General features: G+C 72.4%; 23 protein-coding genes and 2 riboswitches. Of the genes, 9 read left to right on the forward strand and 14 right to left on the reverse strand.

Translation table 11 applies throughout. The features are described 5' to 3' along the window. The first annotated feature begins 5 nt into the window (after positions 1-5). Entirely contained in the window at positions 6-755 is a 750-nt protein-coding gene (locus tag ACIQ9E_RS06885) for a S1 family peptidase (protein WP_403703100.1), read from the forward strand. Positions 756-868: 113 nt separating this feature from the next. Here the strand turns inward: ACIQ9E_RS06885 and ACIQ9E_RS06890 are convergent, their stop codons facing one another. From ACIQ9E_RS06890 to ACIQ9E_RS06910, 5 genes are all read right to left on the reverse strand, one after another. Next, positions 869-2035 (reverse strand): S8 family peptidase, encoded by a 1167-nt coding sequence (locus ACIQ9E_RS06890; RefSeq protein WP_403703103.1) that lies wholly within the window; start codon positions 2033-2035, stop codon positions 869-871. A gap of 530 nt (positions 2036-2565) precedes the next feature. Next, positions 2566-3567, reverse strand: a complete 1002-nt coding sequence (locus ACIQ9E_RS06895; protein WP_403703105.1) for a D-alanyl-D-alanine carboxypeptidase family protein — start codon at positions 3565-3567, stop codon at positions 2566-2568. 167 nt (positions 3568-3734) lie between these two features. Then, positions 3735-4985 carry a sensor histidine kinase gene (locus tag ACIQ9E_RS06900; protein ID WP_403703108.1) on the reverse strand — a complete coding sequence of 417 codons (1251 nt, stop codon included), beginning with the start codon at positions 4983-4985 and terminating at the stop codon, positions 3735-3737. Positions 4986-4990: 5 nt separating this feature from the next. After that, positions 4991-5758 carry a two-component system response regulator CseB gene (cseB, locus tag ACIQ9E_RS06905; RefSeq protein WP_403703111.1) on the reverse strand — a complete coding sequence of 256 codons (768 nt, stop codon included), beginning with the start codon at positions 5756-5758 and terminating at the stop codon, positions 4991-4993. Between the two features lie 51 nt (positions 5759-5809). Beyond that, positions 5810-6769: an endonuclease/exonuclease/phosphatase family protein gene (locus ACIQ9E_RS06910; protein ID WP_403704022.1), complete on the reverse strand. Its 960-nt coding sequence runs from the start codon at positions 6767-6769 to the stop codon at positions 5810-5812. A gap of 465 nt (positions 6770-7234) precedes the next feature. Here ACIQ9E_RS06910 and ACIQ9E_RS06915 point away from each other — a divergent pair, with 465 nt between their 5' ends. Beyond that, positions 7235-8806, forward strand: a complete 1572-nt coding sequence (locus ACIQ9E_RS06915) for a GMC family oxidoreductase (protein ID WP_403703114.1) — start codon at positions 7235-7237, stop codon at positions 8804-8806. An 87-nt stretch (positions 8807-8893) separates the two neighbouring features. Here the strand turns inward: ACIQ9E_RS06915 and ACIQ9E_RS06920 are convergent, their stop codons facing one another. Continuing rightward, positions 8894-10306: an aminopeptidase P family protein gene (locus ACIQ9E_RS06920; protein ID WP_403703117.1), complete on the reverse strand. Its 1413-nt coding sequence runs from the start codon at positions 10304-10306 to the stop codon at positions 8894-8896. A 220-nt stretch (positions 10307-10526) separates the two neighbouring features. On the opposite strand from ACIQ9E_RS06920, the gene ACIQ9E_RS06925 reads away from it, so the two are divergent. Beyond that, complete coding sequence (locus ACIQ9E_RS06925) at positions 10527-11510, forward strand: LuxR family transcriptional regulator (RefSeq protein WP_403703120.1); 984 nt, start codon at positions 10527-10529, stop codon at positions 11508-11510. Positions 11511-11736: 226 nt separating this feature from the next. Then, positions 11737-11884: riboswitch (cobalamin riboswitch) on the forward strand. After that, positions 11875-11967 carry a hypothetical protein gene (locus tag ACIQ9E_RS06930; protein WP_403704025.1) on the forward strand — a complete coding sequence of 31 codons (93 nt, stop codon included), beginning with the start codon at positions 11875-11877 and terminating at the stop codon, positions 11965-11967. Its footprint overlaps the riboswitch before it by 10 nt. A gap of 105 nt (positions 11968-12072) precedes the next feature. On the opposite strand, the gene ACIQ9E_RS06935 is transcribed toward ACIQ9E_RS06930, so the two are convergent. Continuing rightward, positions 12073-12567 (reverse strand): DUF4430 domain-containing protein, encoded by a 495-nt coding sequence (locus ACIQ9E_RS06935; RefSeq protein WP_403703123.1) that lies wholly within the window; start codon positions 12565-12567, stop codon positions 12073-12075. Positions 12568-12728: 161 nt separating this feature from the next. Continuing rightward, positions 12729-12800: riboswitch (cobalamin riboswitch) on the reverse strand. 115 nt (positions 12801-12915) lie between these two features. Continuing rightward, positions 12916-13497, reverse strand: coding sequence for a TetR/AcrR family transcriptional regulator (locus tag ACIQ9E_RS06940; protein ID WP_403703126.1), 582 nt, complete (start codon positions 13495-13497; stop codon positions 12916-12918). A 421-nt stretch (positions 13498-13918) separates the two neighbouring features. On the opposite strand from ACIQ9E_RS06940, the gene ACIQ9E_RS06945 reads away from it, so the two are divergent. The 5 genes from ACIQ9E_RS06945 to ACIQ9E_RS06965 all read left to right on the forward strand — a co-directional run bounded on the left by ACIQ9E_RS06945 (position 13919) and on the right by ACIQ9E_RS06965 (position 20299). Next, positions 13919-15082: an agmatine deiminase family protein gene (locus tag ACIQ9E_RS06945; RefSeq protein WP_403703128.1), complete on the forward strand. Its 1164-nt coding sequence runs from the start codon at positions 13919-13921 to the stop codon at positions 15080-15082. A gap of 644 nt (positions 15083-15726) precedes the next feature. Further along, positions 15727-16290 carry a hypothetical protein gene (locus ACIQ9E_RS06950; RefSeq protein ID WP_403703131.1) on the forward strand — a complete coding sequence of 188 codons (564 nt, stop codon included), beginning with the start codon at positions 15727-15729 and terminating at the stop codon, positions 16288-16290. Positions 16291-17086: 796 nt separating this feature from the next. Next, positions 17087-18442 carry a bifunctional o-acetylhomoserine/o-acetylserine sulfhydrylase gene (locus ACIQ9E_RS06955; protein ID WP_403704028.1) on the forward strand — a complete coding sequence of 452 codons (1356 nt, stop codon included), beginning with the start codon at positions 17087-17089 and terminating at the stop codon, positions 18440-18442. Then, complete coding sequence (locus ACIQ9E_RS06960) at positions 18439-19662, forward strand: homoserine O-acetyltransferase (protein WP_403704031.1); 1224 nt, start codon at positions 18439-18441, stop codon at positions 19660-19662. Before ACIQ9E_RS06955 ends, ACIQ9E_RS06960 begins: the two co-directional genes overlap by 4 nt. Positions 19663-19792: 130 nt before the next feature. Continuing rightward, positions 19793-20299, forward strand: coding sequence for a hypothetical protein (locus tag ACIQ9E_RS06965; RefSeq protein ID WP_403703134.1), 507 nt, complete (start codon positions 19793-19795; stop codon positions 20297-20299). 33 nt (positions 20300-20332) lie between these two features. Here the strand turns inward: ACIQ9E_RS06965 and ACIQ9E_RS06970 are convergent, their stop codons facing one another. From ACIQ9E_RS06970 to speB, 6 genes are all read right to left on the reverse strand, one after another. Further along, the gene (locus ACIQ9E_RS06970; protein ID WP_403703137.1) at positions 20333-21340 is read right to left on the reverse strand and encodes an aldo/keto reductase; all 1008 of its coding nucleotides are present in this window, start codon (positions 21338-21340) and stop codon (positions 20333-20335) included. Positions 21341-21643: 303 nt separating this feature from the next. Next, on the reverse strand, positions 21644-21775 hold the full coding sequence (locus tag ACIQ9E_RS06975) for a hypothetical protein (RefSeq protein WP_403703140.1): 132 nt from the start codon (positions 21773-21775) through the stop codon (positions 21644-21646). Positions 21776-21870: 95 nt separating this feature from the next. Then, positions 21871-22830 (reverse strand): carbon-nitrogen hydrolase family protein, encoded by a 960-nt coding sequence (locus tag ACIQ9E_RS06980; RefSeq protein ID WP_403703143.1) that lies wholly within the window; start codon positions 22828-22830, stop codon positions 21871-21873. Further along, the gene (locus ACIQ9E_RS06985) at positions 22827-23708 is read right to left on the reverse strand and encodes a nitrilase family protein (RefSeq protein WP_403703146.1); all 882 of its coding nucleotides are present in this window, start codon (positions 23706-23708) and stop codon (positions 22827-22829) included. The genes ACIQ9E_RS06980 and ACIQ9E_RS06985 overlap by 4 nt, the downstream gene beginning before the upstream one ends. Next, on the reverse strand, positions 23705-25171 hold the full coding sequence (locus tag ACIQ9E_RS06990) for a purine-cytosine permease family protein (RefSeq protein WP_403703149.1): 1467 nt from the start codon (positions 25169-25171) through the stop codon (positions 23705-23707). The genes ACIQ9E_RS06985 and ACIQ9E_RS06990 overlap by 4 nt, the downstream gene beginning before the upstream one ends. Then, on the reverse strand, positions 25168-26244 hold the full coding sequence (gene speB, locus ACIQ9E_RS06995) for an agmatinase (RefSeq protein ID WP_403703152.1): 1077 nt from the start codon (positions 26242-26244) through the stop codon (positions 25168-25170). Before speB ends, ACIQ9E_RS06990 begins: the two co-directional genes overlap by 4 nt. Between the last annotated feature and the right edge of the window lie 109 nt (positions 26245-26353).

The raw sequence follows: 26353 nt of genomic DNA on the forward strand, positions 1-26353 counted from the left end.
ACCACATGCGCATCACCCGAGTCATACCCGCCCTGGCGACCGCAGCGGCCACTCTCGTCGCGCTGGCCCCCACAGCCACCGCTGCCACCACGGCACCGGCGCCGGTCGTCAAGGGCGCGCCGAGCGCCGTGACCGGCACGGCGGCCCTGCCGATCATCGGCGGGGGCTACGCCACCGACGCCCCCTGGGCGGCCCGGCTGTTCTCCAACGGCCGTCAGACCTGTAGCGCCACGATCATCGCGCCGACCTGGATTCTGACCGCCCGGCACTGCGTGAGCGGCGGCGGGCTGTCGTTCCGCATCGGCAGCCTCGACCAGACCAGCGGCGGCACCCTGGCCAACGCCTCCGGCGTGTACAACCACGCCTCCTCCGACCTCTCCCTGGTCAAGCTGGACCGCTCGGTGTCGGCGGTCTATTCGCGCCTCGGCCAGCCGGGCTCGGTCTCGGTGAACCAGAACGTCCAGGTCTACGGCTGGGGGGCGACCTCCCAGTGCGGTTCGGAGATCAACTGCCAGTCCCAGTATCTGAAGGTCGCGAGGGTCGTCGTGACCGGCGGCTGCCGCGACGCCTACAGCGGTTCGGCGATCTGCGCCCGCCGCGGCGACGGCATCACCGCGGGCGGTGACTCCGGCGGCCCGATGATGGCCAACGGCGTCCAGGTCGGCGTCGCCTCCACCAGTGACCGGCAGACCACGACCGCCTACACCAATGTGACGGCGTACCGTCCCTGGATCCAGTCGATCGCCGGAGTCTGACGCACCGGTACGCAGGGGCCCGGCCGGAGTCCGGCCGGGCCCTTTCGGCTGTCGGGAGCGGTGTCACCCCCGGTCCGTGCGCCGCCGCGCGGGCGGCGGCGCCGGGATCGGCGTCAGAGCGTCGACTTGAACAGCAGCCGGTTGGGGGTACCGGTCACGTTGCCGCGGATCGCGTTGGCAGTGCTGTTGTTGATGATCCAGTTGTTGACGGTGGTGCTGGAGGCCTCGCCGTAGGCGCCCTTGTAGAGCGCGGCGACGCCCGCGACGTGCGGCGCGGCCATCGACGTACCGCTCATGCTGGTGGTGCCGCCGCCCATCCGGGTGGAGACGACACCGACACCGGGACCGTAGAGGTCGGTGCAGTCGCCGAAGTTGCTGAAGCTCGCCTTGTTGTCGGCGGAGTCCGATGCGGCGATGGAGAGGGCTCCGGGGGCGCTGGCCGGGGAGTAGTTGCAGGCGTTCTGGTTGCTGTTGCCCGCCGCGACGGTGGTGTGGACACCCGAGTTGGCCAGCGCCGTGGCCGCGTTGTTGAGGGCGGCCGAGTAGCCGCCGCCGAGGGAGGCGTTGGCGACCGCGGGCTTCACCGCGTTCTGCCGGACCCAGTCGAAGCCCGCGATGATGGCCGAGAAGGAGCCCGAACCCTGACAGTTGAGGACCTTCACACCACGGAGCTGGACGCCCTTGGCCACACCGTGGACGGAGCCGCCGACGGTGCCCGCGACATGGGTGCCGTGGCCGTTGCAGTCCTGGCCGTTGCCGCCGAAGGCGTCGAAGACGTTGCGGGCGCGGTTCCCGAAGTCGGGGTGGGCGGTGTAGATACCGGAGTCGATGATGTACGCGGTGACTCCCGCGCCGGTGCCGGTGTAGGTGTACGTGGTGTTGCGCCCGGTGCGCTGGTCTATTCGGTCCAGGCCCCAGGGCGCGTTGTTCTGGGTCGCCTTGGAGACGACCTTCTGGTCCTCCTCGATGGACGCGATGCGCTGGTCGGCGCGGAGCGCGGCGAGCTGCGACGAGGTCAGGGAGGCGGCGAAGCCGTTGATGACCTCGTCGTAGACGTAGTCCGTTCTGACCGACTTCGCTTCGGCGACGGCCGCCGCGTCGTTGCCGGCCTTCACGGTGACGATGTACTGGCCCCTGATTTCACTCTCCGCCGGGGCCTGGGCGACCGAGACCAGCGGTGCGGGGACGGGGGCGGCGGAACCGGTGGCGGGAACGAGGGCGATCGGCAGGGCGAGCCCGAGGGCTCCGGCGGCGATACCGGAGATCTGGGTCTTGCGCATGGGGGCTGACACCTTTCGTCGTCCGGCCGGGGCATGCCGCCGGCCGGTGTGTGGGGGAACGCGCCCGGGCCGGGCGGAAGGGGGGAACACCCGATGAACGGGGGGCCGGGGCACGGAAGGTGGAACAGCTCGCCGCACGGATGCGGCGCGAGTGGTGCGCTGGACACAGCGGGGATACGGACGGCGACGAGTACCGCCCTGGGCCCGGTCACCCTGCTCGTCATGACAGGGCGTCGGGCACACACCGGGTCGGTGGTCCCGGCGGGATCGCCGCTTTCCGGACCTCCGTGTCCGCTGTGCGTGCGACAACTTACCGGCTTGACCGGCCTTTGACCATGGTTGAAATGCCCATGACCGATTGGGCATACTGGCGCGCCACGCGGGCCTTTTTCAGGGCCTGTTGGCGGGACCGCGCCGTGCTGCCCGCCGGCTTCCGCATGCGCCGCCGCCGCGCTTGACGGTCCTCCCCCGGGGCCGGGGGCTCGGAGGCCGTCGCTCCGCGGCACCGGCCGTGGTGTGCCGCACGGGGGTCAGCCTCGCGCCCCGGCTGCTCGGGCGACGGCGTCCGGGAGGTCCTTGCGGACCGCGGTGACCAGGGCCAGGCCGGCATCGCGCGCGGCGGCGCTGCCCTGGGCGGGAGTGGTGCCCGCGCGCTGGCCCAGGACGACGCCGAGGACGAGCCGGGAGGTGCCGCCGATCCGCTGGGTGGTGGCCCAGACGAGGTTGCCGCCCGCCGGGGTGGAGGAGCCGGTCTTCAGCCCGATGACACCGTTCCGGCCCAGCAGCTTGTTGGTGTTGGGGATCCGTACCCCGCCCGGAGGGGTCACCGCGGGGGTGGCCACGATCGCGCGGAAGACCGGGTCCTTCATGGCGGCGCCGGCCAGTTTCAGCTGGTCGGCGGCGGTACTGCGGGTGTCGGACTCGATACCGCTCACCCCGGTGTAGGTGGTGCGGTTCATGCCGAGCGCGGCGGCGGTCCGGTTCATCTTGGCGACGAACGCCTCCTGGCTGCCGGCGTCCCAGCGGGCCAGCAGCCGGGCCACGTTGTTCGCGGAGGACACCATCATGATCTCCAGCAGCCGGCGCTGGGTGTAGGAGTGTCCGGCCAGTATCGGCGCGGCCGATTCGCCGGCGGAGAACGATTCGTCGGCCGCCTGCCGGTCCGCGACGACGGTCGCGCCGTTCGTCCCGTCCTTCATCGGACGGTCCTTCAGGATCACATGGGCGGTCATCACCTTGGTGACGCTGGCGATCGGGACGGGCGTCTGCCCGCCCCTGGTGCCGAGGCTGCCGATGCCCTCCACGGACACGGCCGCCTGGCCCTCGTCCGGCCAGGGCAGGTCCAGTGACCCGGCGACGGGCGCGACGGCCGGATTGCCGGGGTCGGGAAGCGGCTCGTCGCCCGCGGGCCCGGCGCACGCTCCGGCGAGCAGCGCTCCGGCCAGCAGGGGGACGAGGAACAGACAGCGGCCGGGGAGCGCGGCGGGCCGGGCTCCGGGGCCCGGCCGGGTGCGGCGGCGAACGGGGGACATAGGGGGAACACCTCCGGTGATTCAGGTGCGTCAAGCACCTGAAAACACCTTCCGGGAAGCGTTCTTCGGGGCCGGTGCGGCGCTGTTTCCACCGCCGCGAAGCTGTGTTGCGGTTCTGTTTCACCCCGAGCGGGGGCCGTTCGCCCCGGCGCTCCGGGAGCGAGGATCTACAGGTCGAGGGTGGCGACGGCGCCGCCGTCAGGAGCGTTGGCGAAGGTCAGCCGGGCGCCGAGGACTCCGGCCTGCCCCTGGGCGACGGTGAGTCCGAGTCCGTGCCCCCGCCCCCTTTCACTCGCGCCGGTACGGAACCGCTGCGGGCCTTCTTCGAACAGCGCGGCGGGGAAACCGGGCCCGTGGTCGCGGACCGTGACACGGTCTCCGGTGACGGTGACCACGACCGGTTCGGCGCCGTGGCGTTGGGCGTTGGTGACGAGGTTCACCACGATCCGCTCCACCCGGCGCGGATCGGTCTCCACCCGGGTCCCGTCGCCGGCGGGCACCGTGACCGTGACCCCGGGGCCCGCTTCCAGACGCCGTACGACATCGGTGACGAGTTCGCCGAGCGGTACGGCGTCGAGATCGGCCCGCTCCACGCCCGCGTCCAGCCGGGAGATCTCCAGCAGATCCTCGACCAGCGCGTTCAGCGCCCGTACCCGGTCCCGGAGCAGTACGGCCACTTCGTCGTCGTCGGGCAGCAGTCCGGCGGTGGTGACCAGGCCCATCAGCGGGGTGCGCAGCTCGTGCGCGACATCGGCGGTGAAGCGGCGTTCGTTCTCCAGGCGGCGCTGGAGGGCCGCGGCCATCTCGTCGACGGCCGCCGACATCTCCGTGATCTCGTCGCGGGCCCGGCCGGGGCGGCCGATCCGGGCGTCGAGGTCGCCGTCGGCGATCGCCCTGGCGGTACGGGCGCCATGGCCGAGGCGCCGCACAACCGGCTCCGTGGCCAGCGCGGCGAGCGGGACGACGACGGCGAGGGCGGCGAGGACGGCGGTGGCGAGGGAGCGGTTCTGGAGCTGGAGGCTGCGCTCTTCGACCTGCATATCGGCCCGGAAGATCAGCACCTGGTCGTCGCCGACGACGGCGGCGGCCCACATCCAGTGCATATTGGGCTTGTCGACCTGGTACCAGAAGCCGTAGCGGCCTCCGTTCCGGGCCTGTTCGGCCAGATCGCGTACGAGCGGCTCGGGGACCTGGTCCAGGGGGCGGATATCGGCGTTCGGCGGCCGCTCCCGCGTGCTCTCGTACTCCTTCTCCACGTTCTCCAGTCCGGCCTTGGCCCGCTGGCGGCCGACGTCGACCAGCCGGTCCTGGTTCGCGTCCTGGACCAGGAGGCCGATGACGGCGGCGACCGCGCAGCAGGCCGCGGCGGTCAGCGCGGCGATCTTCCAGCGCAGGGCGCGGGGGTGGAACAGGCGCACGGGGGTCAGCCGCGGACGAGTTTGTAGCCGAAACCGCGGACGGTCTCGATGCGGCCGCTGCCGATCTTCTTGCGCAGCCGCAGGACGCAGAGGTCGACGACGCGGGTGTCGCCCTCCCAGCCGTAGTCCCAGACGTCGCGCAGCAGCTTGCGGCGGTCGAGGACCACCCCGGGGCTGGCGGCGAACTCCAGCAGCAGGCGGAGTTCGGTGGGGGTCAGGGGGACGAGTTCGCCGGCCCGGTGCACCTCCATACCGAGGGTGTCGACGCTGAGGTCGCCGAAGACCAGGGGCTTGCCGCCGTCGCGCTCCGGCGGACCGGCGGTGGCCGCCTCGTGGAAGGTGGCGCGGCGCAGCAGGGCCCGGATGCGGGCGACCATGACGGCGGTGTCGACGGGCTTCACCACATAGTCGTCGGCGCCCGCTTCGAGACCGGCGACCACGTCGAGGGCGTCGCCGCGGGCCGACATCATCAGCACCGGGACCTGGCTCTGCTCGCGGATCCGGCAGCACAGGCCGATACCGTCGAGTTCGGGCAGCATCACGTCGAGGATCAGCAGTTCGTGGCCGCCGGCCCGGAAGGCCTCCAGTCCGCCGAGTCCGTCGGCGGCCACCGTCACGCGGTAGCCGTAGCGCTCCAGGGCGAGCTGGACGGAGCGCCGGATGGCGTCGTCGTCCTCGACGAGGAGCACGCTGAGAGGGTCCGGGACCCGGGGTTCCGGCACACCACTCACCCGGGGTTCCGACACGCCACTCACCTGGTCCTCACCGTTCATCCGACCCTCGTATCGTAGTCACCGGCCGGGGCCGCTCCGGTGTCGCGGCGGTCACAGGCTCAGGGAAGCCGCGACGGGCAGATGGTCGCTGCCGGTGGCGGGCAGGGTCCAGGAGGAGCGCGGGGTGATCCCCTTCACTCTGATGTCGTCGATGCGGACCATGGGGAACGCGGCGGGCCAGGTGAAGCCGAAGCCGTCACCGGCTTCCCGCTGTGCCGAGCGGAACGCGGAGAACACCGGGGCGAGTGCCGTATCGCGGGAGGTGCCGTTGAAGTCGCCCATCAGTACGACCCGCGGCAGGGGCTCCGCGCGGAGCGCCGCTGCCAGGGACCGGGCGGACGCGTTGCGGCGCCCGGTGGTGAATCCGGCGGCGGGGTGGACCCGTACCGACGCGAGGTGCGCGGCGTAGAGCGCGACGGGTCCCCGCGGGGTGTCGGCCGTGGCCCGTACCGCGCGGGTCCACGGCAGGATCGGCACCTCCGCGACATCCCTCAGCGGATAGCGGCTCCAGATACCGACACCGCCCCGTACCGCATGGTGCGGATAGGTGCCGGCCAGGGCGCGTTCGTACTCGTCGACGGAGTCCGCGGGCAGCTCTTCCAGGGCCAGTACGTCCGCGTCCGCGGCCGCCAGGGCTCGCACGGTGCCCGCGGGATCCCGGTTTCCCTCGTCGACGTTGTGGCTGATCACGGTCAGATCGCCGCCGCCCGCGCCCTTGCCGGTGAGTTCGCCGCCGAAGAGCACCGCCCAGACCGCGGCGGGTGCGAGGGCGGCGACGGCGGCGGTGCGGGAGCGGCGTACGGCGGCCAGTCCGAGCAGGACGGGCACGGCGATGCCCGTCCAGGGCAGCAGGGTCTGGAAGAGGCTGCCGAGGTTGCCGATCGCGTTGGGGATCAGGTCGTGCAGTGCCATCAGCCCGGCCCAGAGCAGCGCGGCGCCGATGAGCACGCGCCCCCGGGGCCGGACGGCGGGCCCCGGAGCCTCCGTCTCCGGGTCGTCTGCGGGTTCCAGGACCGTCGGAGCGTTCGGCACGTGCGGTGTCTCCCCATCTCGTCCGTACCCGGTGCCGGGTACTCGCCCAGCTTCGGGGAGCGGGGCTTCCGCCTGGTCAGCAGTGGGTTTCCGGGGGCGCGCGGCTCTGTTTCAGCCGAGTATCGGCAAGCCGGGCCGGTTCGGGGACGGAAAACCCGTGGACGGTGTTCCGTGTTCAGCCCTATCGTGCGGGGCGTGTCCAGTCCCGAGGCATCCAGACTCTAGCCACCGGTTCCCCGGTGGCTCGTCGTGATCAGAGAGTGCGTCCACGCCCTCTCCCTTCCGCGTGCCGCCGCGCCACCGTGCCCCGGCCGGACCCTTTCCGCCTGCCGCGCCCTTCAGGGCCCGCGGTACGGGCGCATGCCTCCGGCCGTCTTCATCGCTTCGTACCGAACGCCGCCTATGCGCGGTGCGCGCCGTCGCGCGCGAAACAGGGAGAGAACTGTGATCCACGACCATGAACGGGACTGGGATCTGATCGTCGTCGGCGCCGGTTCGGCCGGTGCCGCGCTGGCCGCCCGGTCGGCGGCGAAGGGAAAGCGGGTCCTGCTGCTGGAGGCCGGTCCCGACCACCGTTCGCGGCAACTGGCCGAAGTGTGGCGGCTGCCGAATCCGCTGCGGGCCCTGGGGGACCCGGCGGCCGCCCGGCCGCTGCTCCAGCAGGGACTGACGGCCCGCCGGACGGAGGTCCAGCCCCCGCTCCCCTATCTCCAGGGCCGGGGCGTCGGCGGCAGTTCCACGGTCAACGGGCAGATCGCGATCCGGCCGCCGATGGAGGACTTCGACGACTGGGCCCGGGCCGGCTGCACCGGCTGGTCCCCGCGCGACGTCCTGCCGTACTTCGCCCGGCTGGAGGACGATGCCCAGTACGGCGGGGAGCCCGGGCACGGCCGGGGCGGCCCGATCCCGGTGACGCGTACCCCCGCGGCCGCATGGGGCGCGGTGGACCGGGCCCTGTACGAGACGGCCCTGGCCGCCGGTTACGGCTGGGCGCCGGACGTCAACGCCCCCGGGGCGACCGGGGTCTCCCCGTACCCGGTCAACTCCCGCGGCGGACGGCGGATGACAACCAACGACGGCTATCTGGAGCCGCAGCGGGAGGATCCCCTGCTCACGATCCGGTGCGAGGCCACGGTCGACCGGGTGCTGCTGTCGGGGCGCCGGGCGACCGGGGTGCGCTATCTCACCGGGGGCCGGGTGCGGGAGGCGCGGGCCGGCCGGGTGGTGCTGAGCGCGGGCGCCGTCCACTCCCCCGCGATCCTCCAGCGCTCCGGCATCGGCCCGGCCGACGGTCTGCGGGCGCTCGGGATCGCTCCGGTCGTGGACCTGCCCGTCGGGGCGGGACTCCAGGACCATCCCCTGAGCATCATCGGGCTGCCGCTGGCGGAGCGGTGGGCGGCGGGCCCCGACGACCGCTACACCAATGTGTGCGTCCGGTACACGGGCGGCGGGCCCGGCGGGCCGCCGAACGACATGATGTTCGTGGCCTGCAACCAGAACGTCCTCGCACTGGCCAGCGCCGACACCGGCCGGGGCGCGGGCGCGGTCCTCGTCTGGGTCAACCAGGTGTACGCGCGGGGGCAGGTGGTGCTGCGGTCGGCGGATCCGACGGCCCTGCCGTTCCTGGACCAGCGGATGCTGTCCGACGTACGGGATCTCCAGCGGCTGCGCGACGGGGTCCGCGCCCTGCTGGAACTGGCCCGGACCCGGCCCGTCGCGGAGCTGGGCGACGGACGGTTCGACGAGGTCAACGCGGAACTGCTGGCCGTCGTCGACGACGACCGGGCCCTCGACGCGTATCTCCTGCGGACCGCCGCCGACGGCCAGCATCTCACCAGTAGCTGCCGGATGGGCGATCCCGCCGATCCGGCGACCGTGGTCGACCCGGGCGGCCGGGTCCTGGGCACGGAGGGGCTGTACGTGGCCGACGCCTCGGTGCTGCCGTCGTGCCCCCGGTCCAACACCAACCTGGTGTCGATCATGGTGGGTGAGCTGACGGCGGACCGGCTGGACTGACGGCGGCGGACGGTACGGCCCGCGCGGATACCGCGCGGGCCGTACCGGAACCCGGTTCGCCGGGCGCCGCGGACACTTCGCCGGGGGTCAGCCCGCGTGCCGGGCCATCCACGCCTCGACCTCGTCCGCCGACCGCGGCAGACCGTCCGACAGGTTCTCGTGGCCGTCCTCGGTGACGAGCAGGTCGTCTTCGATCCGGACGCCGATACCGCGCCACTCCTCGGGCACGGTGAGGTCGTCAGGCTGGAAGTAGAGGCCGGGCTCGACGGTGAGCACCATGCCGGGCTCCAGTACGCCGTCGACGTACTCCTCGTTCCTGGCCTGGGCGCAGTCGTGGACGTCCAGGCCGAGCATGTGCCCGGTGCCCGCCATGGTGAAGCGGCGCTGGAGTCCGAGGTCGTACGCCCGGTGGGCCGGGCCCTCGATGAAGCCCCAGTCGACCAGCCGGGCCGCGAGGTGCCGCTGGGCCGCCTCGTGGAAGGCACGGTAGGGGGCGCCGGGCCGGACGGCCGCCATACCCGCCTCCTGCGCCTCGTACACCGCGTCGTACACCTTCCGCTGGACGGGGGTGAAGGTGCCGCTGATCGGGAGGGTGCGGGTGACGTCGGCGGTGTAGAGGGTGCGGGTCTCGACGCCCGCGTCGAGGAGCAGCAGGTCGCCGGGGCGCACCGGGCCGTCGTTGTCCGTCCAGTGCATGATCGTGGCGTGGTCGCCCGCGGCGCAGATGGAGCCGTAGCCGACGGAATTGCCCTCCAGCCGGGCGCGGCGGAAAAAGGTTCCTTCGATCCACCGCTCGGAGGTGGCGACCGCCCGGGACAGTTCGCCGATGGCGTCGGTGAATCCGCGGACGGTGGAGTCGACGGCCTTGCGGAGTTCGCCGATCTCCCAGTCGTCCTTGACGAGCCGGAGGTCGCTCAGCGCCTCCTCCAGTTCGGCGTCGCGCTCCTCGTCGGTGGTGACGGCGGCCTCCAGCAGCGGGGCGATCCCGCGCACGATCCGGGTCGGGGCGCCGGAGGCGGCGGCGAGATCGTCGGCGGCCGTACGGACGTCGCGGCAGGGCAGACCGAGGACCTGCTCCGCTTCGGCGAGGGAGCGGCGGCGGCCCATCCACAGTTCGGCGGTGGGGCCGGTCCAGAACTCGTTGTCGGTCCGGCTGTCGCGCGGCAGCTGGTAGCAGTAGGCGTCGTGGCCGCCGTCCGCCCGGGGTTCGAGGACGAGGGCGCCGTCCCGGGCCCGGTCTCCGGTCATATGGACATAGCCCGTGTACGGCCGGAAGGGGTAGGTGTCGTCGTTGGAGCGGACCTTGAGCCCGCCGGAGGGGATCACCAGACGCTCGCCGGGGAAGCGCGCGGAGAGCGCGTCACGGCGGCGGGCCGCGTGCGGGGCCTGCTCGTCGGGGAGCAGATCGTGCTGTTCGGTGTCCGCCCATCCCGTCCGCATCAGCGCGGACAGCTCCTCGGAGATCCCCGAGTAGAGACCGTTCTTCCGGCCCTTCGACACGTCGTCCGCCTTCCCTGGGCTTCCCTGGGCAATTCGTCGTCGGCGAGGGGTGTACCGCTGCGGTCTCCGGGTTCCCGTGGTACGGCCCGGGAGCCCTCGCCGCCGCCGGGTCCGACCGGCGGCCTCCGGACGGTATCCCGCGCGGAACCCGTCCGGTGCCGGAACGTGCCAGTGGCACGGATCGGCCACAACCGGCTCGGGGCGGTCGATAATGCGGTGCATGACGAACGCGAAGCTCGGTGAGGCGCTGCGGCTCCTGGGGCTCGGCCCCGCTGCGGCCGGGGTCTATCTGGCGCTCCTGGAACGGGCCCCGGCCCCGCTGCGGACGATCGCGGACGCGGTGGGCCTGGACGGCGACGAGCTGGCCGCGGCGTACGGCGCCCTCGTCGACGCCGGTCTGGCCAGCGCCGCCGGGGACGGTGACGACACGGTCGCACCGGTTCCGCCCGCGGCGGGCCTGGAGCTGCTGGCCCGGCACCGGGCGGCCGCGGTCGAGGAATCGCGGATCGCGGTGGGCGGCGCGTTCGAATCGTTCCGGCGGCAGCGGCTGGCCGCGTACAACGACGATCTCGTCGAGGTCGTCACCGGGGAGGCGATCGGCCCCAGGATCCGCCGGGCCTGGGCGAGCGCCCGTGAGCAGATCCGGCAGTTCGAGTCGCCGCCGTACTTCCCGCTGACCGAGGCCACCGGCGACGCGCTGGCCACGCTCGCCCGCGGGGTGACACAGCGGGTCGTGTACTCACGGGAGTCGCTGGAGCACCCGGGGCGGCTGAAGGACGTCATCGAACCGTGCGTCGAGGCCGGCGAGCAGGCCAGGGTGCTGCCGTCGGTACCGGTCAAGCTCGTGATCATCGACGATGCGTACGCGCTGGTGTCGCTCTCCATCGAAGAGGCCGATGTGCACAACACCATGCTGGTGGTCCAGCCGTGCGGACTGTTCTCGGCGCTGGTGGCACTGTTCGAGCAGTCCTGGCGCAACGCCCTGCCGTTCCAGGGGCGCACCACCCGCCCCGGGGGTCTGCCGCCCGCGGACCGGCGGCTGCTGTGGCTTCTCGCGGGTGGTGCGAGCGACGAGGTCATCGCCCGTGAGCTGGGCGTCAGCCGCCGTACGCTCTACCGCCGGCTCCAGGTCCTGATGGCCCGGCTCGGCGCGGCGAACCGCTTCCAGATGGCGTTGCAGGCGCAGCGCAGCGGGTGGCTGTGACCCGGGAGCCGGCGCCCGTCCGCCCCGGGGGGGCAGAGCCGGGCGCGAGGCGGCCGGCGGTCGCGGGGGCCCGCCGGGGAGTTGCCGCGGCGCGCCCGGTGTCCGCCGCGGGGGCGGTTCGTCTCGCCGGTGATCCGCATGATGCAACCGCGCCGCCGAAACGGCCCTCCACACCGTAGGCCGGCCCCGCAGCCGGTTCGCCCCGTCGGCCGGACGGGAGCGTCGCAAGAGGGAACCCGGTGGGAATCCGGGACTGCCCCGCAGCGGTGAGCGGGAACGACAGCCGTCATACGCACTGGGTCCGGGAGGTCTGGGACTGAAGGCGATCCCCGCCGAACGGCTCTGGGTCAACCCCGGCTGCGGGCTGAAGACCCGCAGCTGGGCGGAGACCCGGGCCGCCCTGGAGAACCTGGTCGCCGCGGCGCGTACCGTCCGGGGTGAACTCTCCTCGTCCTGAGCCGGGTCCGGCTCCCGGGCCGGATCCGCCGGGGCGGAGGGGGGCTGCCCTCCGCCCCGGCACCGGCCGGACGCCCGGACGGGGAGCCCGGGTTCGGAGCGTCGGTCAGAAGGCGGTCCAGACGAACGAGACCTGGTCGCCCGCGTGGATACGGAACTGGCAGCCGCCCACCGGAGTCGGCGTCCCGTTCACGGCGATGCTCCAGTAGGCGCTGCTGCCGCCGCTCACGTTCTTGATGGTGTCGACGAAGAAGTCCTCGAACGAGGCGTGCCAGGGGCCGTCCCAGGTGAAGCCGTTGTGGCGGGCGGCGTCGTCGAGCGCGGCGGTCGGGGTGGGCACCTTGGTGGGGTTCGCGCCCCCGTTGGTGCCGTCGCACTTGTGGGTACCGCCGGTCGCCGTGGTCACATCGTGGCCCCTGGTTCTGACCTTGCCGTGGAACAGCAGACCGTCGGGGCCCTGGACCGTGAGGGAGACCTTCACCGGCGCGTTGGTGCCGCGGTGTCCGGACTCGGCTCCGACCGCGGCGGGAGCGGCGACGGAGAAAGTGAGGGCGAGAGCAGCCGTGGTGACGGCGGCACGGTGGACGAGTTGCCTGCGCATGAGATGCCTTCCGGGTTGGCCGGGGGCCGCGACACGACCCCGGCGACCGGGGGCGATGCGCCGGTCCCGCACGGCGTGCGGCGGAGCAGGCACAGAGCACCGGTGGCACAGGGCTTCGCGCTGCGGACCATGACAGAGGAAGCGGAACCGGGCCGTGTGCTGGGCATCCCGACTCGCGGCGCGAGGCACCGCACACGGTTGCAGGTCAGCGCCGGATTCCCACCGGCTTCCCCCCGGACACACGGCTATGCAGTTGTCACCCGGCAGGAGCCGGGATGACGAATCGTACGATCACAGAAGCGAGTTGACCATGGGTCCGGGGCGGCGGCCTCCGCCGCGCCGCACGGCTCAGTCGCGGCGCAGTCCCGCAAGCTCCGCGTCGATCGCGCCGCGCACCAGCTCGCGTGCGTGATCGACCCGGACGCCACCGCTGAGCCAGCGCATGCTGAGCCCTTCCAGCAGGGCGGTGAGCCGTTCGGCGGCGGCGGCGAGGGCGGAGGCGGGGGCGAGGGGGTGGACCCGGCCCAGCAGTGCCGCGACCTCCTGCACCCAGACCAGTGTCGCCCGGGCGAGATCCTCGCGCAGGGCCTCCTCGAAGACCGCGCTCGCGCGCAGTTCACCCCAGGCGGCGCTGTTCTCCCGGACCTCGACGGTGTCCTGGAGCTCCAGCAGGAGCGCCTCCTCCAGTTCCTCGCGGGGGGTGGGGGGCGGCGCGTCCGGGTCCCGGTCGGTGGTGTAGCTCTCGGCGCGGTCGCTGATGAACTCCAGCGTCCGGCGCAGCACCCCGGTGCGGTCCTTGAAGTGGTAGTAGACCAGGGCGGTGGAGACCCCGGCCTCGGCAGCCAGCTCCTCCACACGCAGGCCGCGGACGCCGCGCCGGGCGATCACCCGGGCGGCCGCTTCGAGGATCCGAGTGCTGCGAGACGACATGGCGGGCACTCTACCGGGAGCCGGCAGCGGGGGTGCGTAGCAGGTCATGAGGGGTACGGGACGGCAAACGTCCCGCTTCGGGCCGGAGTTCCCCGCTCACCCCGACCGGGACACCACCATCCTGACTACATTTTCAGTTTTCTACAGGGAGGGGCGTCCGCATCGATCCGTCATCGCGACATTTACGCCGCAGCGATCGCGAGACTCGACAGGATTCTTCCCATTTATCCACGGAGTGTGATGGATTAATTGCACACTGTCGAGAAAGTTGACTGACATTTCAGTCAGTGGCATGGTGACGTCACGTGCCGAGCCTCCGTTGCTGCGGACCGGCCGATCCCGGTGCACCGTGCGCATCCTGAACCCTGGGCGCCCGCGCGCGCCCCGCACTACCCGTACCACCCCATGACAGGAGCCGTCCGTGTCCTTCCTCTCCCCCTCCCGGCGGGCCGCCCTGCGGGCCTTCGCCGGTCTCGGCACCCTGGTTCTCGGCGCCTCGGCCTGCGGTCCGGCCGCCCCCTCGGCCACGTCCCGGGCCACCGGTGTCCCGCCCCGGGCCGCCGCCGCGACCGGCGCGCGCCGGCTGGGTGCCGAGTGGGAGAGCCACACCCGTACCTTTATGTCCTGGCCCGCCCTGACCTCCGTCTGGGAGGAGGATCTGCCCTATGTCCGCAAGGACATCGCGCGTATCGCGCGGGCCGTCGGGGAGTACGAGGCGGTCGTGATGATGGCCAGGCCCGACCAGGTGAAGGCTGCTCAGCGGGCCTGCGGCTCCCAGGTCGAGGTCATTCCCCTGGCCGTGGACGACCTGTGGGCCCGGGACACCGTTCCCGTCTTCGTCGAACAGGGCGGCAAGGTGACCGGCGTCGACTTCAACTTCAACGGCTGGGGCGACAAGCAGGAGCACACCAACGACGCCCTGGTCGGGCGGAAGCTCCTGCCCGAGTACGGGATCCCCCGGGTCCAGGCCCCGCTGGTCTCCGAGGGCGGGTCCTTCGAGACCGACGGCGAAGGCACCCTGCTGATCACCGAGAGTTCGATCGTCAACGTCAACCGCAATCCCGGCAAGAGCCGGGACCGTATCGAGGCCGAACTCAAGGAGTTGCTCGGTATGGAGAAGGTGGTGTGGCTTGCGGGCGTACGGGGCGAGGACATCACCGACGCCCATGTGGACAGTCTCGTCCGGTTCACCGAGCCCGGCGTCGTCCTGCTCGACCGGGCCTTCCCCGGCACCCCGCCCGACTCCTGGTCCCGCTCGGCCGACCAGGCGGAGTCCGTACTGTCGAAGGCGACGGACGCCCGCGGACGGCGCTTCGAGATCGTCGAACTCCCGCAGCCCGATCTGCGGAAGATCACGGGTGAGGGCGAGGACTTCCTGGCGTCGTACGCCAACTTCTACGTCGCCAACGACTCGGTCTTCCTGCCCCGGTTCGGCGACCGGAAGGCCGACGGCCGTGCCCGTGGCATCCTGCGGGAGCACTTCCCCGGCCGGGACGTCGTGCTGATCCCGATCGACACGGTGGCCTCGGGCGGCGGCGGTATCCACTGCGCCACGCACGACCAGCCGGGCAAGCCGGCCGCCTGAGCCGGGCCGTGACCGGAGTCCGCGCGGGGTGCGCATCCGGTGGGTGCGGCGCGCGGGCTCGTTCGGCCCGAGCGGGGGTCTCCGACCGGAGGCCCCCGCGCGTTTCCCCGGCGGGACGCGGACCCCCGGGGATGATCGCGGGGCCCGCCCCCTGCCGCTCCCGGAGGTGTACCCGACCCGATCCCCGACGGCCGGTTGGCGCGATCGTTCAAGACATTCCGGCGGGGCCGGACCTACCGTTTGCCGCAGAGCGGAAGCGGAGGGAACGGCCATGGAGGAGTACGCGAGTGCCGGACTGCCGGCACTGGTCCGGCAGTCGCTGGCGGCCGAGGGCATCCGCGTCACCGCCCCCACGAGCGGCGGGGCCCTGCTGCCCCTGGCCGCGAAACGGGTGTTGCTGGGGGGCATCGCACGCGATCACGGGCTGCTGCCCCTGCTGCGTGTGGGCTCCCTGGTACCGGCCGCCCCCTCCGATCCCGCCGTCGCCGCCCTGCTGTGCTCCGTCGGCCCGCACGATCTCTTCGAGCGGTGGCAGCGGCTGGAGCGGTTCACGCACTCCCGGCACCGGATGGTGGTGCGGGAGCGCGATAGGGAAAGGCTCGTCGTGGAGTACGCCGGCCCCGGGGGAACCACCGGACGCAGCCGTGGACGCCCTCGTCCTCGGGGTGCTGACGGCCCTGCTGCCGCTGTGCGGCGCACAGGAGCTGAGAGTCGCCGTGGGCGGCGGGGAACCGGTCACCGTCTACTCGCGCGGCGCCTTCACGGTCCCCCCGCCCCGGCACGACAGCGGGCTGTGGCGGTTCACCTGGTCGCGCACGGCGCCTTCCGTGCCCTTCCGCGCCCGGCTGGATCCCCGCCGGGACGAGGTCACCCGTACCCGGCAGCTGTCTCGCCGTCGCCGCCAAACCCTCGGCGCCCGTCTACTGCGCGGCCAAATCCGCGGTACGCACCTTCACCCGGGCCTTGCGCTACCAGCGCGAGGACACCGCCCCGGGGATCCGGGTGATGGACGCGATCCTCCCCTCGTCGACACCGAGATGACCGCGGGCCGCGGCCGGGGCAAGATCAGCCCGGACGAGACGGCGCGGGCGGTGATCGCGGGCATGGAGCGCGAACGCAACGAGATCTACGTCGGCAAGGCCGGGCTGCTGCCCGCCCTGATGCGGATCGCGCCCTCCGTCCGCTACCGGGCGCTGCGCCATGGCTGACACACCGGCCACCGGCCCCCGGAGTCCCGGCACCCGCGCCGGGCGGATACTGCTCCGGCTCGACCGCGCCGCCGACCGGCCGTGGTTCCTCCCGGCCCTCTCGGTCTTCCCGTTCGGCGACTACGTCCTGCCGGTCCTGCCCAACCAGCTGCTGCTCGTGGGTGTTTCGGCCCTCCACCCCGGGCGGTGGCGGGCGGTCGCCCTCACCTTTGTGGCCGCGTCCGCCGCCGGGGCCTTCCTGGTCGCCTCGGTCGTTGAGTCGGCCGGGCTCCGGCTGCTGGAGAAGGCCGGGGGCGAGACGGGCGGGGCAGGCGAGTTCGTCGCAGAGCACGGCGTCCCGGCCCTCGCCGTGCTCGCCCTGCTGCCCTGGACGCCCCGGCCGGCCGTGGTGGCGTGCGCGCCGGCGGGCGTATCGCCCTGGACCATCGCCCTGGCCGTGCCGGCGGCCCGCCCGTTGCCCGTCACCCTCCTCGCGGCGACCGGTGCCCGCGCACCCCGGCTGCTGCGGCGGTTCCGCCGGATCGACCGGGTGCTGACGGAGGTACGGGCGGCGGACTCGGCGCGCAGCCGGCACCCGGCCAGGGAACCACCGGGTGACGGCCTCTCCGAACGCCTCCGAAGGCCCTCCGGCGTCCGGATATGTCGGGAGTGTTGCGGCCGTGTGGCGGCTCGGAGTGCCCTCTTTCCTGTTCGAATCCAACGTCGTTACGTTGCTCGGCACCGGGCCCCCGGGCCTCCTCCGGACTCCTTCGGCCTTGGCCCGGCCGGCCGCCCTCCGCCTCGTAAGGAAGTGCCCATGAGCCAGCCCATCGACTCCGTGACCGCCGGTCACACCCCCGACGACACGCCCGCGCCCAGGCCGGGCTGGTCCTTCGAGACCCAGCAGGTGCACGCCGGGACCGCACCCGATCCGGCCACCGGGGCCCGGGCGGTGCCCATCTACCAGACCACCTCCTTCGTCTTCCGGGACACCACGCACGCGGCGGACCTCTTCTCCCTCGCCGAGCCGGGAAACATCTACACCCGGCTCCACAACCCCACCCAGGACGCCCTGGAGCAGCGGATCGCCGCGCTGGAGGGCGGTGTGGCGGCGGTGGCGGTGGCCTCGGGACAGGCCGCGGAGACCCTGGCGGTGCTCACGGTCGCGAGCGCCGGTGACCACATCGTCTCCAGCGCCTCCCTCTACGGGGGCACGTACAACCTCTTCCGCCACACCCTGTCCCGGTTCGGGATCGAGGTCTCCTTCGTGACGGACCCGGACGACCCCGAGGAGTGGAACGCCGCGGTCCGCCCCAACACCAAGGCCTTCTTCGCGGAGACCCTCGGCAATCCGCGCGGGAACGTGCTGGACGTCCGGGCCGTGGCCGACGCCGCGCATGCGGCCGGGGTCCCGCTGATCGTGGACAACACGGTGCCGACGCCCTATCTGCTGCGGCCCGTTGAGCACGGTGCGGACATCGTGGTGCACTCCGCGACCAAGTTCCTCGGCGGGCACGGCACCACCCTCGGCGGTGTAGTGGTGGACGGCGGCACCTTCGACTTCGGGGCCCACCCCGAACGCTTCGCGGACTTCCACCGTCCCGACCCGAGCTACCACGGCCTGCGGTACTGGCCCGATCTCGGCCACGGCGCGTTCGCCGTCAAACTCCGGGTCCAGCTGCTCCGCGACCTCGGCCCCGCGATCTCCCCGCACTCCGCCTTCCTGCTGCTCCAGGGCGTCGAAACTCTCAGCCTGCGGATCGAACGCCATTCGGCCAACGCTCTGGCGCTCGCCGAATGGCTCCAGCAGCGCGACGAGGTCGCCGCGGTCCACTACCCCGGGCTGCCCGGAAACCGGTGGTACGAGGCGGCCCGCCGGTATCTGCCGCGCGGCGCCGGTGCCGTCCTCTCCTTCGAACTGCGGGACGGGGTCGAGGCCGGAAAGCGGTTCGTGGACGCCGTAGGACTCTTCAGCCACCTGGCCAATATCGGTGATGTACGGAGCCTGATCATCCATCCGGCCTCCACCACCCACAGCCAGCTCGCCCCGGAGCAGCTCGCCGCCACGGGCACCACCCCCGGACTGGTCCGGCTCTCCGCCGGCATCGAGAACATCGCGGACCTCACGGCGGATCTGGAGACCGGGTTCCGCGCGGCCAAGGGCGCCTCCTGAGCACCGGAAACGCAGCGACCGGGGCGCGCACCACGCCCGCCCCTCCCGCCGGCGGCGGCTGGCGGGAGGGGGATCCGCCGGGCCGCCGCCGGTGGGTCCGGCTGCCCGGCGCACTGCGCCTGGAGGCGGGGGGCCAACTGCCGGGGCCGGGGGGTGCCGACTCCCCGGCCGGAGTCCGGCTCGCGTACGAGACCTGGGGCACGCTCGCCGCCGACCGGGCCAATGCGGTCCTGGTCCTCCACGCCCTCACCGGCGACAGCCATGCCGCAGGCCCGGCCGGACCCGGCCACCCCACCCCCGGCTGGTGGGACGGTCTGATCGGCCCCGGCCGGGCGCTCGACACCGACCGGTGGTTCGTGGTGGCGCCCAATGTGCTCGGCGGCTGCCAGGGCAGTACCGGCCCCTCGTCACCACGGCCCGACGGCCGGATCTGGGGCGGCTCCTTCCCCTTCCTCACCACTCGCGACCAGGTCGCCGCCGAGGCGCAGTTGGCCGACGCCCTCGGTATCGACCGCTGGGCGCTGGTCATCGGCGGCTCGATGGGCGGCAACCGGGCGCTGGAGTGGGCGGTCACCCATCCCGACCGCACCGGCGCGCTGCTCCTGCTGGCCTGCACGGCAGCCGCGAGCGCCGAGCAGATCGCCTGGGCCGGGATCCAGCTCCGCGCAATCCGTGCCGACCCCGGCTGGCGCGGTGGCGACTACCACGGCGCGGGGCCCGGCCATGGTCCCCACCGGGGCCTCGGCATCGCCCGCGGGCTGGCCCATGTCACGTACCGCTCCGAACCGGAACTCGACCAACGCTTCGGACGGTCCGCGCAGGCCTCCGAGGACCCCTGGAGCGGCGGGCGCTACCAGGTGGAGTCCTACCTCGACCACCAGGCCCACAAGCTCGTCGACCGGTTCGACGCGGGCAGTTATGTGGTGCTCACCGAAGCGATGAACAGCCATGACATCGGCCGGGGCCGGGGCGGTGAACGGGCCGCGCTGCGCCGCGCCCCGATGCCCGCGCTGGTGGCCGGTGTGGACTCCGACCGTCTCTACCCCCTCGCCCAGCAGCAGCGGCTCGCCGCCCTCCTGCCGGGCGCGGACCGGCTCCGGGTGATCACCTCCCGCCATGGACACGACGGCTTCCTCATCGAGACCGCCCAGGTGGGGGCATTGGTACGGGAACTGACCGTGGGTCATATTCCCAGCCCGGGGCCACCCCCCGACCCCTGACGCCAAGTGGCGCCATACATAACCCCACATGGCGCCACCTCTGTGCCATAATGACATCAACGACGGCACCCCCCGGTTCGCCAGGCCGGGGGGTGCCTCCGCGGAGTCAGCCGAAAAGGGGTCGGGGATCATGGAAGCGGCGCAGCGCGAGCAACAGGCGGCACCCGGGGCCCTCAACGCCTTCGCGCGCTTCGTGCTCTGCGGAGGCGGCGTGGGGGTCGCCGCCGCATTCGCCGTGACGGCCCTCGCCTGCTGGATACCCTGGCCGCTCGCCAACGCCGTGGTCACCGTGGGCTCCACGCTCCTCACCACGGAGTTGCACGCCCGCTTCACCTTCGGCGGGGGCGGGCGGGCGACCCGGCGCCAGCACCTCCAGTCGGCCGGGTCGGCGGCAGCCGCGTACATGGCGACCTGTACGGCCGTCCTCCTGACGCAGCTGCTGGTCGCGGCGCCCGGTCCGGCGCTTGAACAGGCCGTCTACCTGGCGGCCTCCGCCCTGGCCGGTATCGCGCGGTTCACGGTCCTGCGCCTGGTGGTCTTCGCACGGAACCGTGCGCAGACCACGGCCCGCGTGCCCGCTCCCCGTACCGTGGCCCCGACGGTGGCGTCCACCGCGGCGCTCTGCCGCGCCGCGTGACCGGCCCGGCGCGCGGGAACCGGGCGCCGGTGCTCAGCGCTGCGCCGGGTCGGTCGCGATAACGCTGTACGGGTACGGGAGCGGCTGGTCGCCGGCCTCCGTGAGCAGGGCCGCGTCCGCCGGATCCAGGTCGGCACCGGCCGCACCGAGCAGGTTCTCCAACTGGCCGGTGGTGCGGGCACCGATGATCGGGGCGGTGACCGTGGGGCGTCCGCCCAGCCAGGCGATGGCGACCTGGGCCGGGGTCAGCCCGCTGCGCCCGGAGACCTCGAACAAGGCGTCGAGAACACGCCAGGTCCGCTCGTCCTGATAGGCGCTCCAGGACTCGCCCCAGCCGAACCGCTCCGCGGTCTCCACCCGGCTGCCGGCCGGGGGCGCGGTGTCGCCGCGCCGGATCGAACCGCTGAGCCAGCCGCCCCGCAGCGGGCTCCAGGGGATGACACCGAGGCCCTCGTGACGGGCGACCTCAACCAGCTCCCACTCCGTGGAGCGGTCCAGGAGGTTGTACAGCGGCTGGAGCGCGGTGAAACGCTCCCAGTTGTGCCGGCGGCTGAGGTCGAGGGCCTTCTGGAGCTGCCAGCCGGAGAAGTTGCTGACCCCCAGATAGCGGACCTTGCCGGACTTCACCAGGGTGTCCAGGGTGGACAGGGTCTCCTCCAGCGGAGTCGCCGGATCCCAGGCGTGCACCTGGTAGAGGTCTATGTGGTCGGTGCCGAGCCGGCGCAGGCTGGCTTCGACACCGGAGATCAGGTGTTTGCGGCCGAGCCCCCGGTCGTTGGGGCTGTCACCGGTCCCGTACCGGACCTTCGTGGCGATCACCAGATCGTCGCGGCGGCGCTGCTTCAGCCAGCGGCCGATTATCTCCTCGGAGGCGCCCGCCGAGTAGATATCGGCGGTGTCGACGAAGTTTCCGCCCGCCTCGACGAACCGGTCCAGGATCGCATGGGCCTCCGGTTCGGCGGTCTCCCGCCCGAACGTCATGGCACCCAGGCAGAGTTCGCTTACCGCCAGGCCGGTCGATCCCAGGAAGCGATGACGCATCTCAAGTCCTCTCGGAAGGTCGGGAGGCGCGGCACGGATCGGCAGCCCGCCCGGCGCGCGCCGCCCAGGGTAACCGCGATCATCCGCGGCCGAATCTCAATTACCGGGCGGCCGGGCCGATTCGGGCCGCGGACGGCCTCCTCCGCGGACGGTGCACCGCCCGTCAGGCGGTGACCCGGCCGGCCGCCGTCCGTCAGGCGGCACGCCCGCCCGGCGCGGAAGACTCGGCTCTCCTCACCTGCACCACCCGCGAAGCGCGGCAGTGACGAGGTGCGCAGTCGGATGCCTCGTGGTGTCCGTCCGTCAGGTGTGGAGTCCGAGGTGGTGGCGGACTGGTTCGTAGGTGCCGGGGGCGTAGGTGCCGAGGAGTCGGGGTGGGATCCACCGGGTGTGGGTGCGCCGTGACGTGGGCGGGGCGATGACCGCAACAGCCACCAGCCGCAGGGGTGCCCCCGACCCCAGGCCGTACGCGAGCGGGCCCCGGCCGAGGAAGACGGCCGGGGCCCGCTCACGGTGCGTACACCGGGTGGTCAGTCCGTGAAGTGGACCCCGCTGTCGCGCCGGGTCCGGTCCACGGACAGGGTGAAGACGTCCGGACGGCCGTAGTGGCCCGCGACGTCCAGGTCCAGCGCTTCCTCGTAGCGCCGGCCGCGGTCGAGAGCAGCCGTGATGATCCCGGGCTTCCCGTAGAGGGGCTCCACGATCCACGTGCCGTCGGGACCCACGACACCGGAACCGCCGGTGAAGAGGAGACCGTCCGCCGGGGCGTCGGGACCCACTCCGGCCCGGTAGGCGGCCAGCAGGTCGTCGGGGACGTCGTCGGTGGAGAGGAGCAGGCCCGCCGATACCACGAAGCAGCGTCCCTCCAGGGCGTACGACCTTGCGGCGATCGTGTGGCTCTCCGGCATATCGGGCCAGGCGGCGACGTGGATCTCCTCGTGCTGGGCGTGCAGCGCGTGCCGGGCGAGGGGGTGGAAATGCTCCCAGCAGACCAGTGAGCCGACCCGGCCGGCCGGGGTCTCGACGACGCGCAGGCCCGCGCCGTCTCCGGCGGCCCAGACGATCCGCTCGGTGTGGGTGGGGGTCAGCTTGCGGTGCACATTGAGGGTGCCGCCGTCCGGGCCGATGGTCAGCAGCGAGTTGTACAGGGATCCGGAGGCGGGCGCGGCCCGCTCGTTGAGGCCGAGTACGACGGTCACCCCGTGTTCCCGGGCCGCGGCCCGGACCGGGGCGAGGGCGTCGTCGCCGCCGGGGTCCAGTACGGGGCTCTGCTCCAGCAGCCGGGCGTGCCAGTGCCTGGCCTCGGCGTCCCGCCAGCCCGCGAGCCCGAAGACCCAGGCCGGATAGCAGGTCAGCCAGGTTTCGGGGAAGACCACGAGGTCGGCACCCGACGCCGCGGCCTCGGTGATGTGCGCGGCGGCGCGGCGCAGGGACTCGTCGAGATCCAGCAGGGCGGGCGGCTGCTGGACGATGGCCACGGTGGTGGTCATGACCGCTCCTCCCCGGGGCGCGGGCCGGTGTACAGCCCGGGGCGCCGGTCCGCGTGGACGTCGTTGTTCTCGCTGATGGCCTTGTTCCTCGCCTCGGCGAGGTCGAAGGTCGCGGTGTGGACCGCCTCCTCGCCGAGGCCCGGCACGGTCAGCGGATAGCCGTCGGCGTCGACGATCACGCTGCCGCCCAGCCAGTCCTGCCCCCGTTCGGTGCCGGTCCGGTCGGCGACCGCGATGAACATGCGGTTGACGGAGGCACCGGCCTGGACACGGACGATCTCGGTCGGCCGCTCACCCTCCGGCCGCGGGTACAGCGGCCAGTTGACGGGTCCGCAGAGCAGTTCCGCTCCGTCCAGGGCGGCGAGCCGTACCCACTCGGGGAACTCCAGGTCGTAGCAGACCATGAACCCGATACGGCCGTACGGGGTGTCGACGACCGGTGGGCGGCCGTCCCCGGGGGTGAAGCCCCAGGTCTTCTCGCCGTTCCAGAGATGGGCCTTGCGGTAGACGGCTCGCAGCCCGGCCGGGTCGACGAGGGCCGCCGCGTTGTACACCCGGCCGTCCTCGCCGCGCTCCGCGAAGCCGCCGACGACGACCAGGCCGTGGCGGGCGGCGAGCGCCTCCCACTCCCTGATCGTGTCGCCGTCCGGCGGCTCCGCCAGGCTCCGCAGCTCTTCCGCGCCGGTGAAGACATAGCCGGTGGCGGCCAGCTCGGGCAGGACGACGACCTGCGCGCCGCGCTCCGCCGCCGTCTCGACCGCCGTACGGATCCGCGCCCGGTTGCCTTCGGTGTCGCCGACTTGTGGGGCGATCTGGCAGACGGCGACGGTGATCTCGGTGCTCCGCCCGGTGTCCGGGCGGGGTGACTGCGGGCTCATCGTACGGATTCCTCCTGTGCGGCCGTGCCTTCCAGTTCGGCTTCGCTGGCCGCGCGGGCGGCGGCTTCCGCCTCATGGTCCAGGTTCCGGGAGAACAGCAGGTAGAGCACGCCGGAGACGACGAGTCCGACAGCGAACGAGAAGTCCGCGCCGCCGAGGGCGTCCGCGACGGGGCCGACGTAGAAACTCGTCGAGAAGAAGGGGACCATCGCGGCGAACCCGATGACGTAGGCGGTGACGCCGCGCCAGGCCCAGCGGCCGTAGATGCCGTCCGGCTTGAGGATCTCGGCGATGGCGTACTTCCCACGGCGGACGAAGTAGAAGTCGACCAGGTTCACCGCGGTCCACGGAACGAGGAAGTAGAGCATCATCAGCACGAAGTTGTTGAAGCTGCCGATGTAGTCGTCGGGGATGAGCAGGGCCACCACCAGGGAGAGCAGGCCGACCGCGATCAGACCGACGACGCGCAGCCGCACGGTGGGGCGCACCTTGCGGAAGCCGTCGAGGGCGCTGGCGCCGGTGAGCATCGCGCCGTAGGCGTTGACGCCCATGATGGAGATCAGGGCGAGCACCGAGGTCATGACGACGATCAGGCCGAAGCCGGGGAAGAGCAGGTCGCCGACCTCGCGCAGGGCGGTGATGGGATCGGGGTCCGGCAGATAGCTGGCAAGGATCGCGCCCAGGGACATCAGCCAGACGGCGGAGAACGCGGCACCCGCGTACACCGCGGTGATCAGCTTCCGCGCGGGGACCTTCGCCGGGAGGTAGCGGGTGTAGTCGGAGACGTAGACCGAGTAGCTGATGTTGTACCCGGCGGCCAGGGAGAACTGGACGAGGAAGGCCGTCAGGTCCCAGCCGGCGGTGGCCGCGGGCACGTCGGCGGGGGTGGGGTTGGAGCCGAAGTGGACGATGGCGACCACGGTGAGCACGGCGAAGACGACGACCAGCAGATACGTCAGCCAGCGCTGGACGAAGTGGAGCAGGTCGTGGCCGACGACCGCGATGACGATGGAGAGCGCGATCAGGACCGGGTACCAGAACAGCTCACCGCCCGGCAGCAGCAGCCCCAGGCCCTGCTTGGCGAGAACGGTGTCGAAGACCAGGAAGCCCACGTAGACGAAGACGGTCGCGGCGAAGGGCACCGTGGAGCCCCGGCTGCCGAACTGGGCCCGGGACTGAATCATCTGGGGCAGGCCCATCCGGGGGCCCTGGTTGGCGTGGAAGGCCATGAAGAAGGTGCCGGCTCCGACGCCGAGCACGATGGCCAGCACGCTGTACCAGACGCTCAGTCCCATGGAGGCGCCGACGAACCCGGCGACCATCGTCGGCAGCACGAAGTTGCCGGTGAACCAGAACGGTCCCTGGTGCCAGACCTTGCCGTGCCGTTCGGACGAGGGCACATAGTCGATCGAATGCTGTTCGATCGCCGATTCGCGCTGAGTCGCGGTGTCCGAGGAGGTCATCGCATTCCCCTGTCGTTCGTGGGGTCGTTCTTGAGGTGGTTCTCCGGGTCGTTCCCGGGGACGCCGTCGGGGTCGTTCCCGGGGCCGGTCGCCGGACCGGCCGTCCGGCGGGGGAGGTGGTCCGGGGTCATCGCCGAGAGGATTTCGTACGCGGTGTGGGCGGCGGCGACGGCGGTGAGCTGGGCGTGGTCGTAGGCGGGGGCCACCTCGACCACATCGGCGCCCACCAGACGGGTGCCGCGCAGAGCGCGGATCATCGCGAGCAGTTCGCGGCTGGTCATCCCGCCCGCCTCGGGGGTCCCGGTGCCGGGGGCGTGTGCCGGGTCGAGGACGTCGATATCGATGGAGAGGTACACGGGGCGGTCGCCGAGGCGCGCGAGCATGCGTTCGATCGCCCGGGGCAGGCCCTCGGCCTCTATCTCGGGGCTGGAGATCACGGCGAATCCGAGGCGTTCGTCGTCCCGCAGATCCTGGCGTGAGTAGAGCGGGCCCCTGGTGCCCACGTGCAGACCGGCCGTGAGGTCGATGAGTCCCTCTTCGGAGGCACGGCGGAAGGGGGTGCCGTGCGTGACCGGGGCGCCGAAGTAGGTGTCCCAGGTGTCGAGGTGGGCGTCGAAGTGGAGCACGGCGACCGGGCCGTGCCGCTTCGCGACGGCGCGCAGCAGCGGCAGGGCGATGGTGTGGTCGCCGCCGAGGGTGAGCAGCCGGGTGCCGTCCGCGGTCAGCTCTTCGGCGGCGGCCTGGATCTGGGCGACCGCTTCGTCGAGATTGAACGGGTTGGCGGAGATATCGCCCGCGTCGGCGATCTGCTGGGCGGCGAAGGGCTCCACGTCCTGTGCGGGGTTGTACGGGCGGAGCAGCCGGGACGCCTCACGGATATGCGCGGGCCCGAAGCGGGCACCCGGCCGGTAGCTCACGCCGCTGTCGAAGGGGACGCCGACGACGGCGATGTCCGCGCGTGGAACGTCGTCCAGGCGGGGCAGCCGGGCGAAGGTCGCGATACCCGCGTAGCGCGGGCTCAGACTCGCGTCCGGAGGGCCGATCGGGGGCCCGGGGGGTTCGACGGCGTTCATCGGAACCTCGGATCTGTAACCAGAAGGGAAGTTACCTATACACAACAAAGAATGCTTATTAGGCAACTTTCATTCCGGGTAGTGTTTGCCCTGAGTCACCACCTTGTCA

This window comes from Streptomyces sp. NPDC094448 (assembly GCF_044763775.1).
GTDB lineage: Bacteria > Actinomycetota > Actinomycetes > Streptomycetales > Streptomycetaceae > Streptomyces.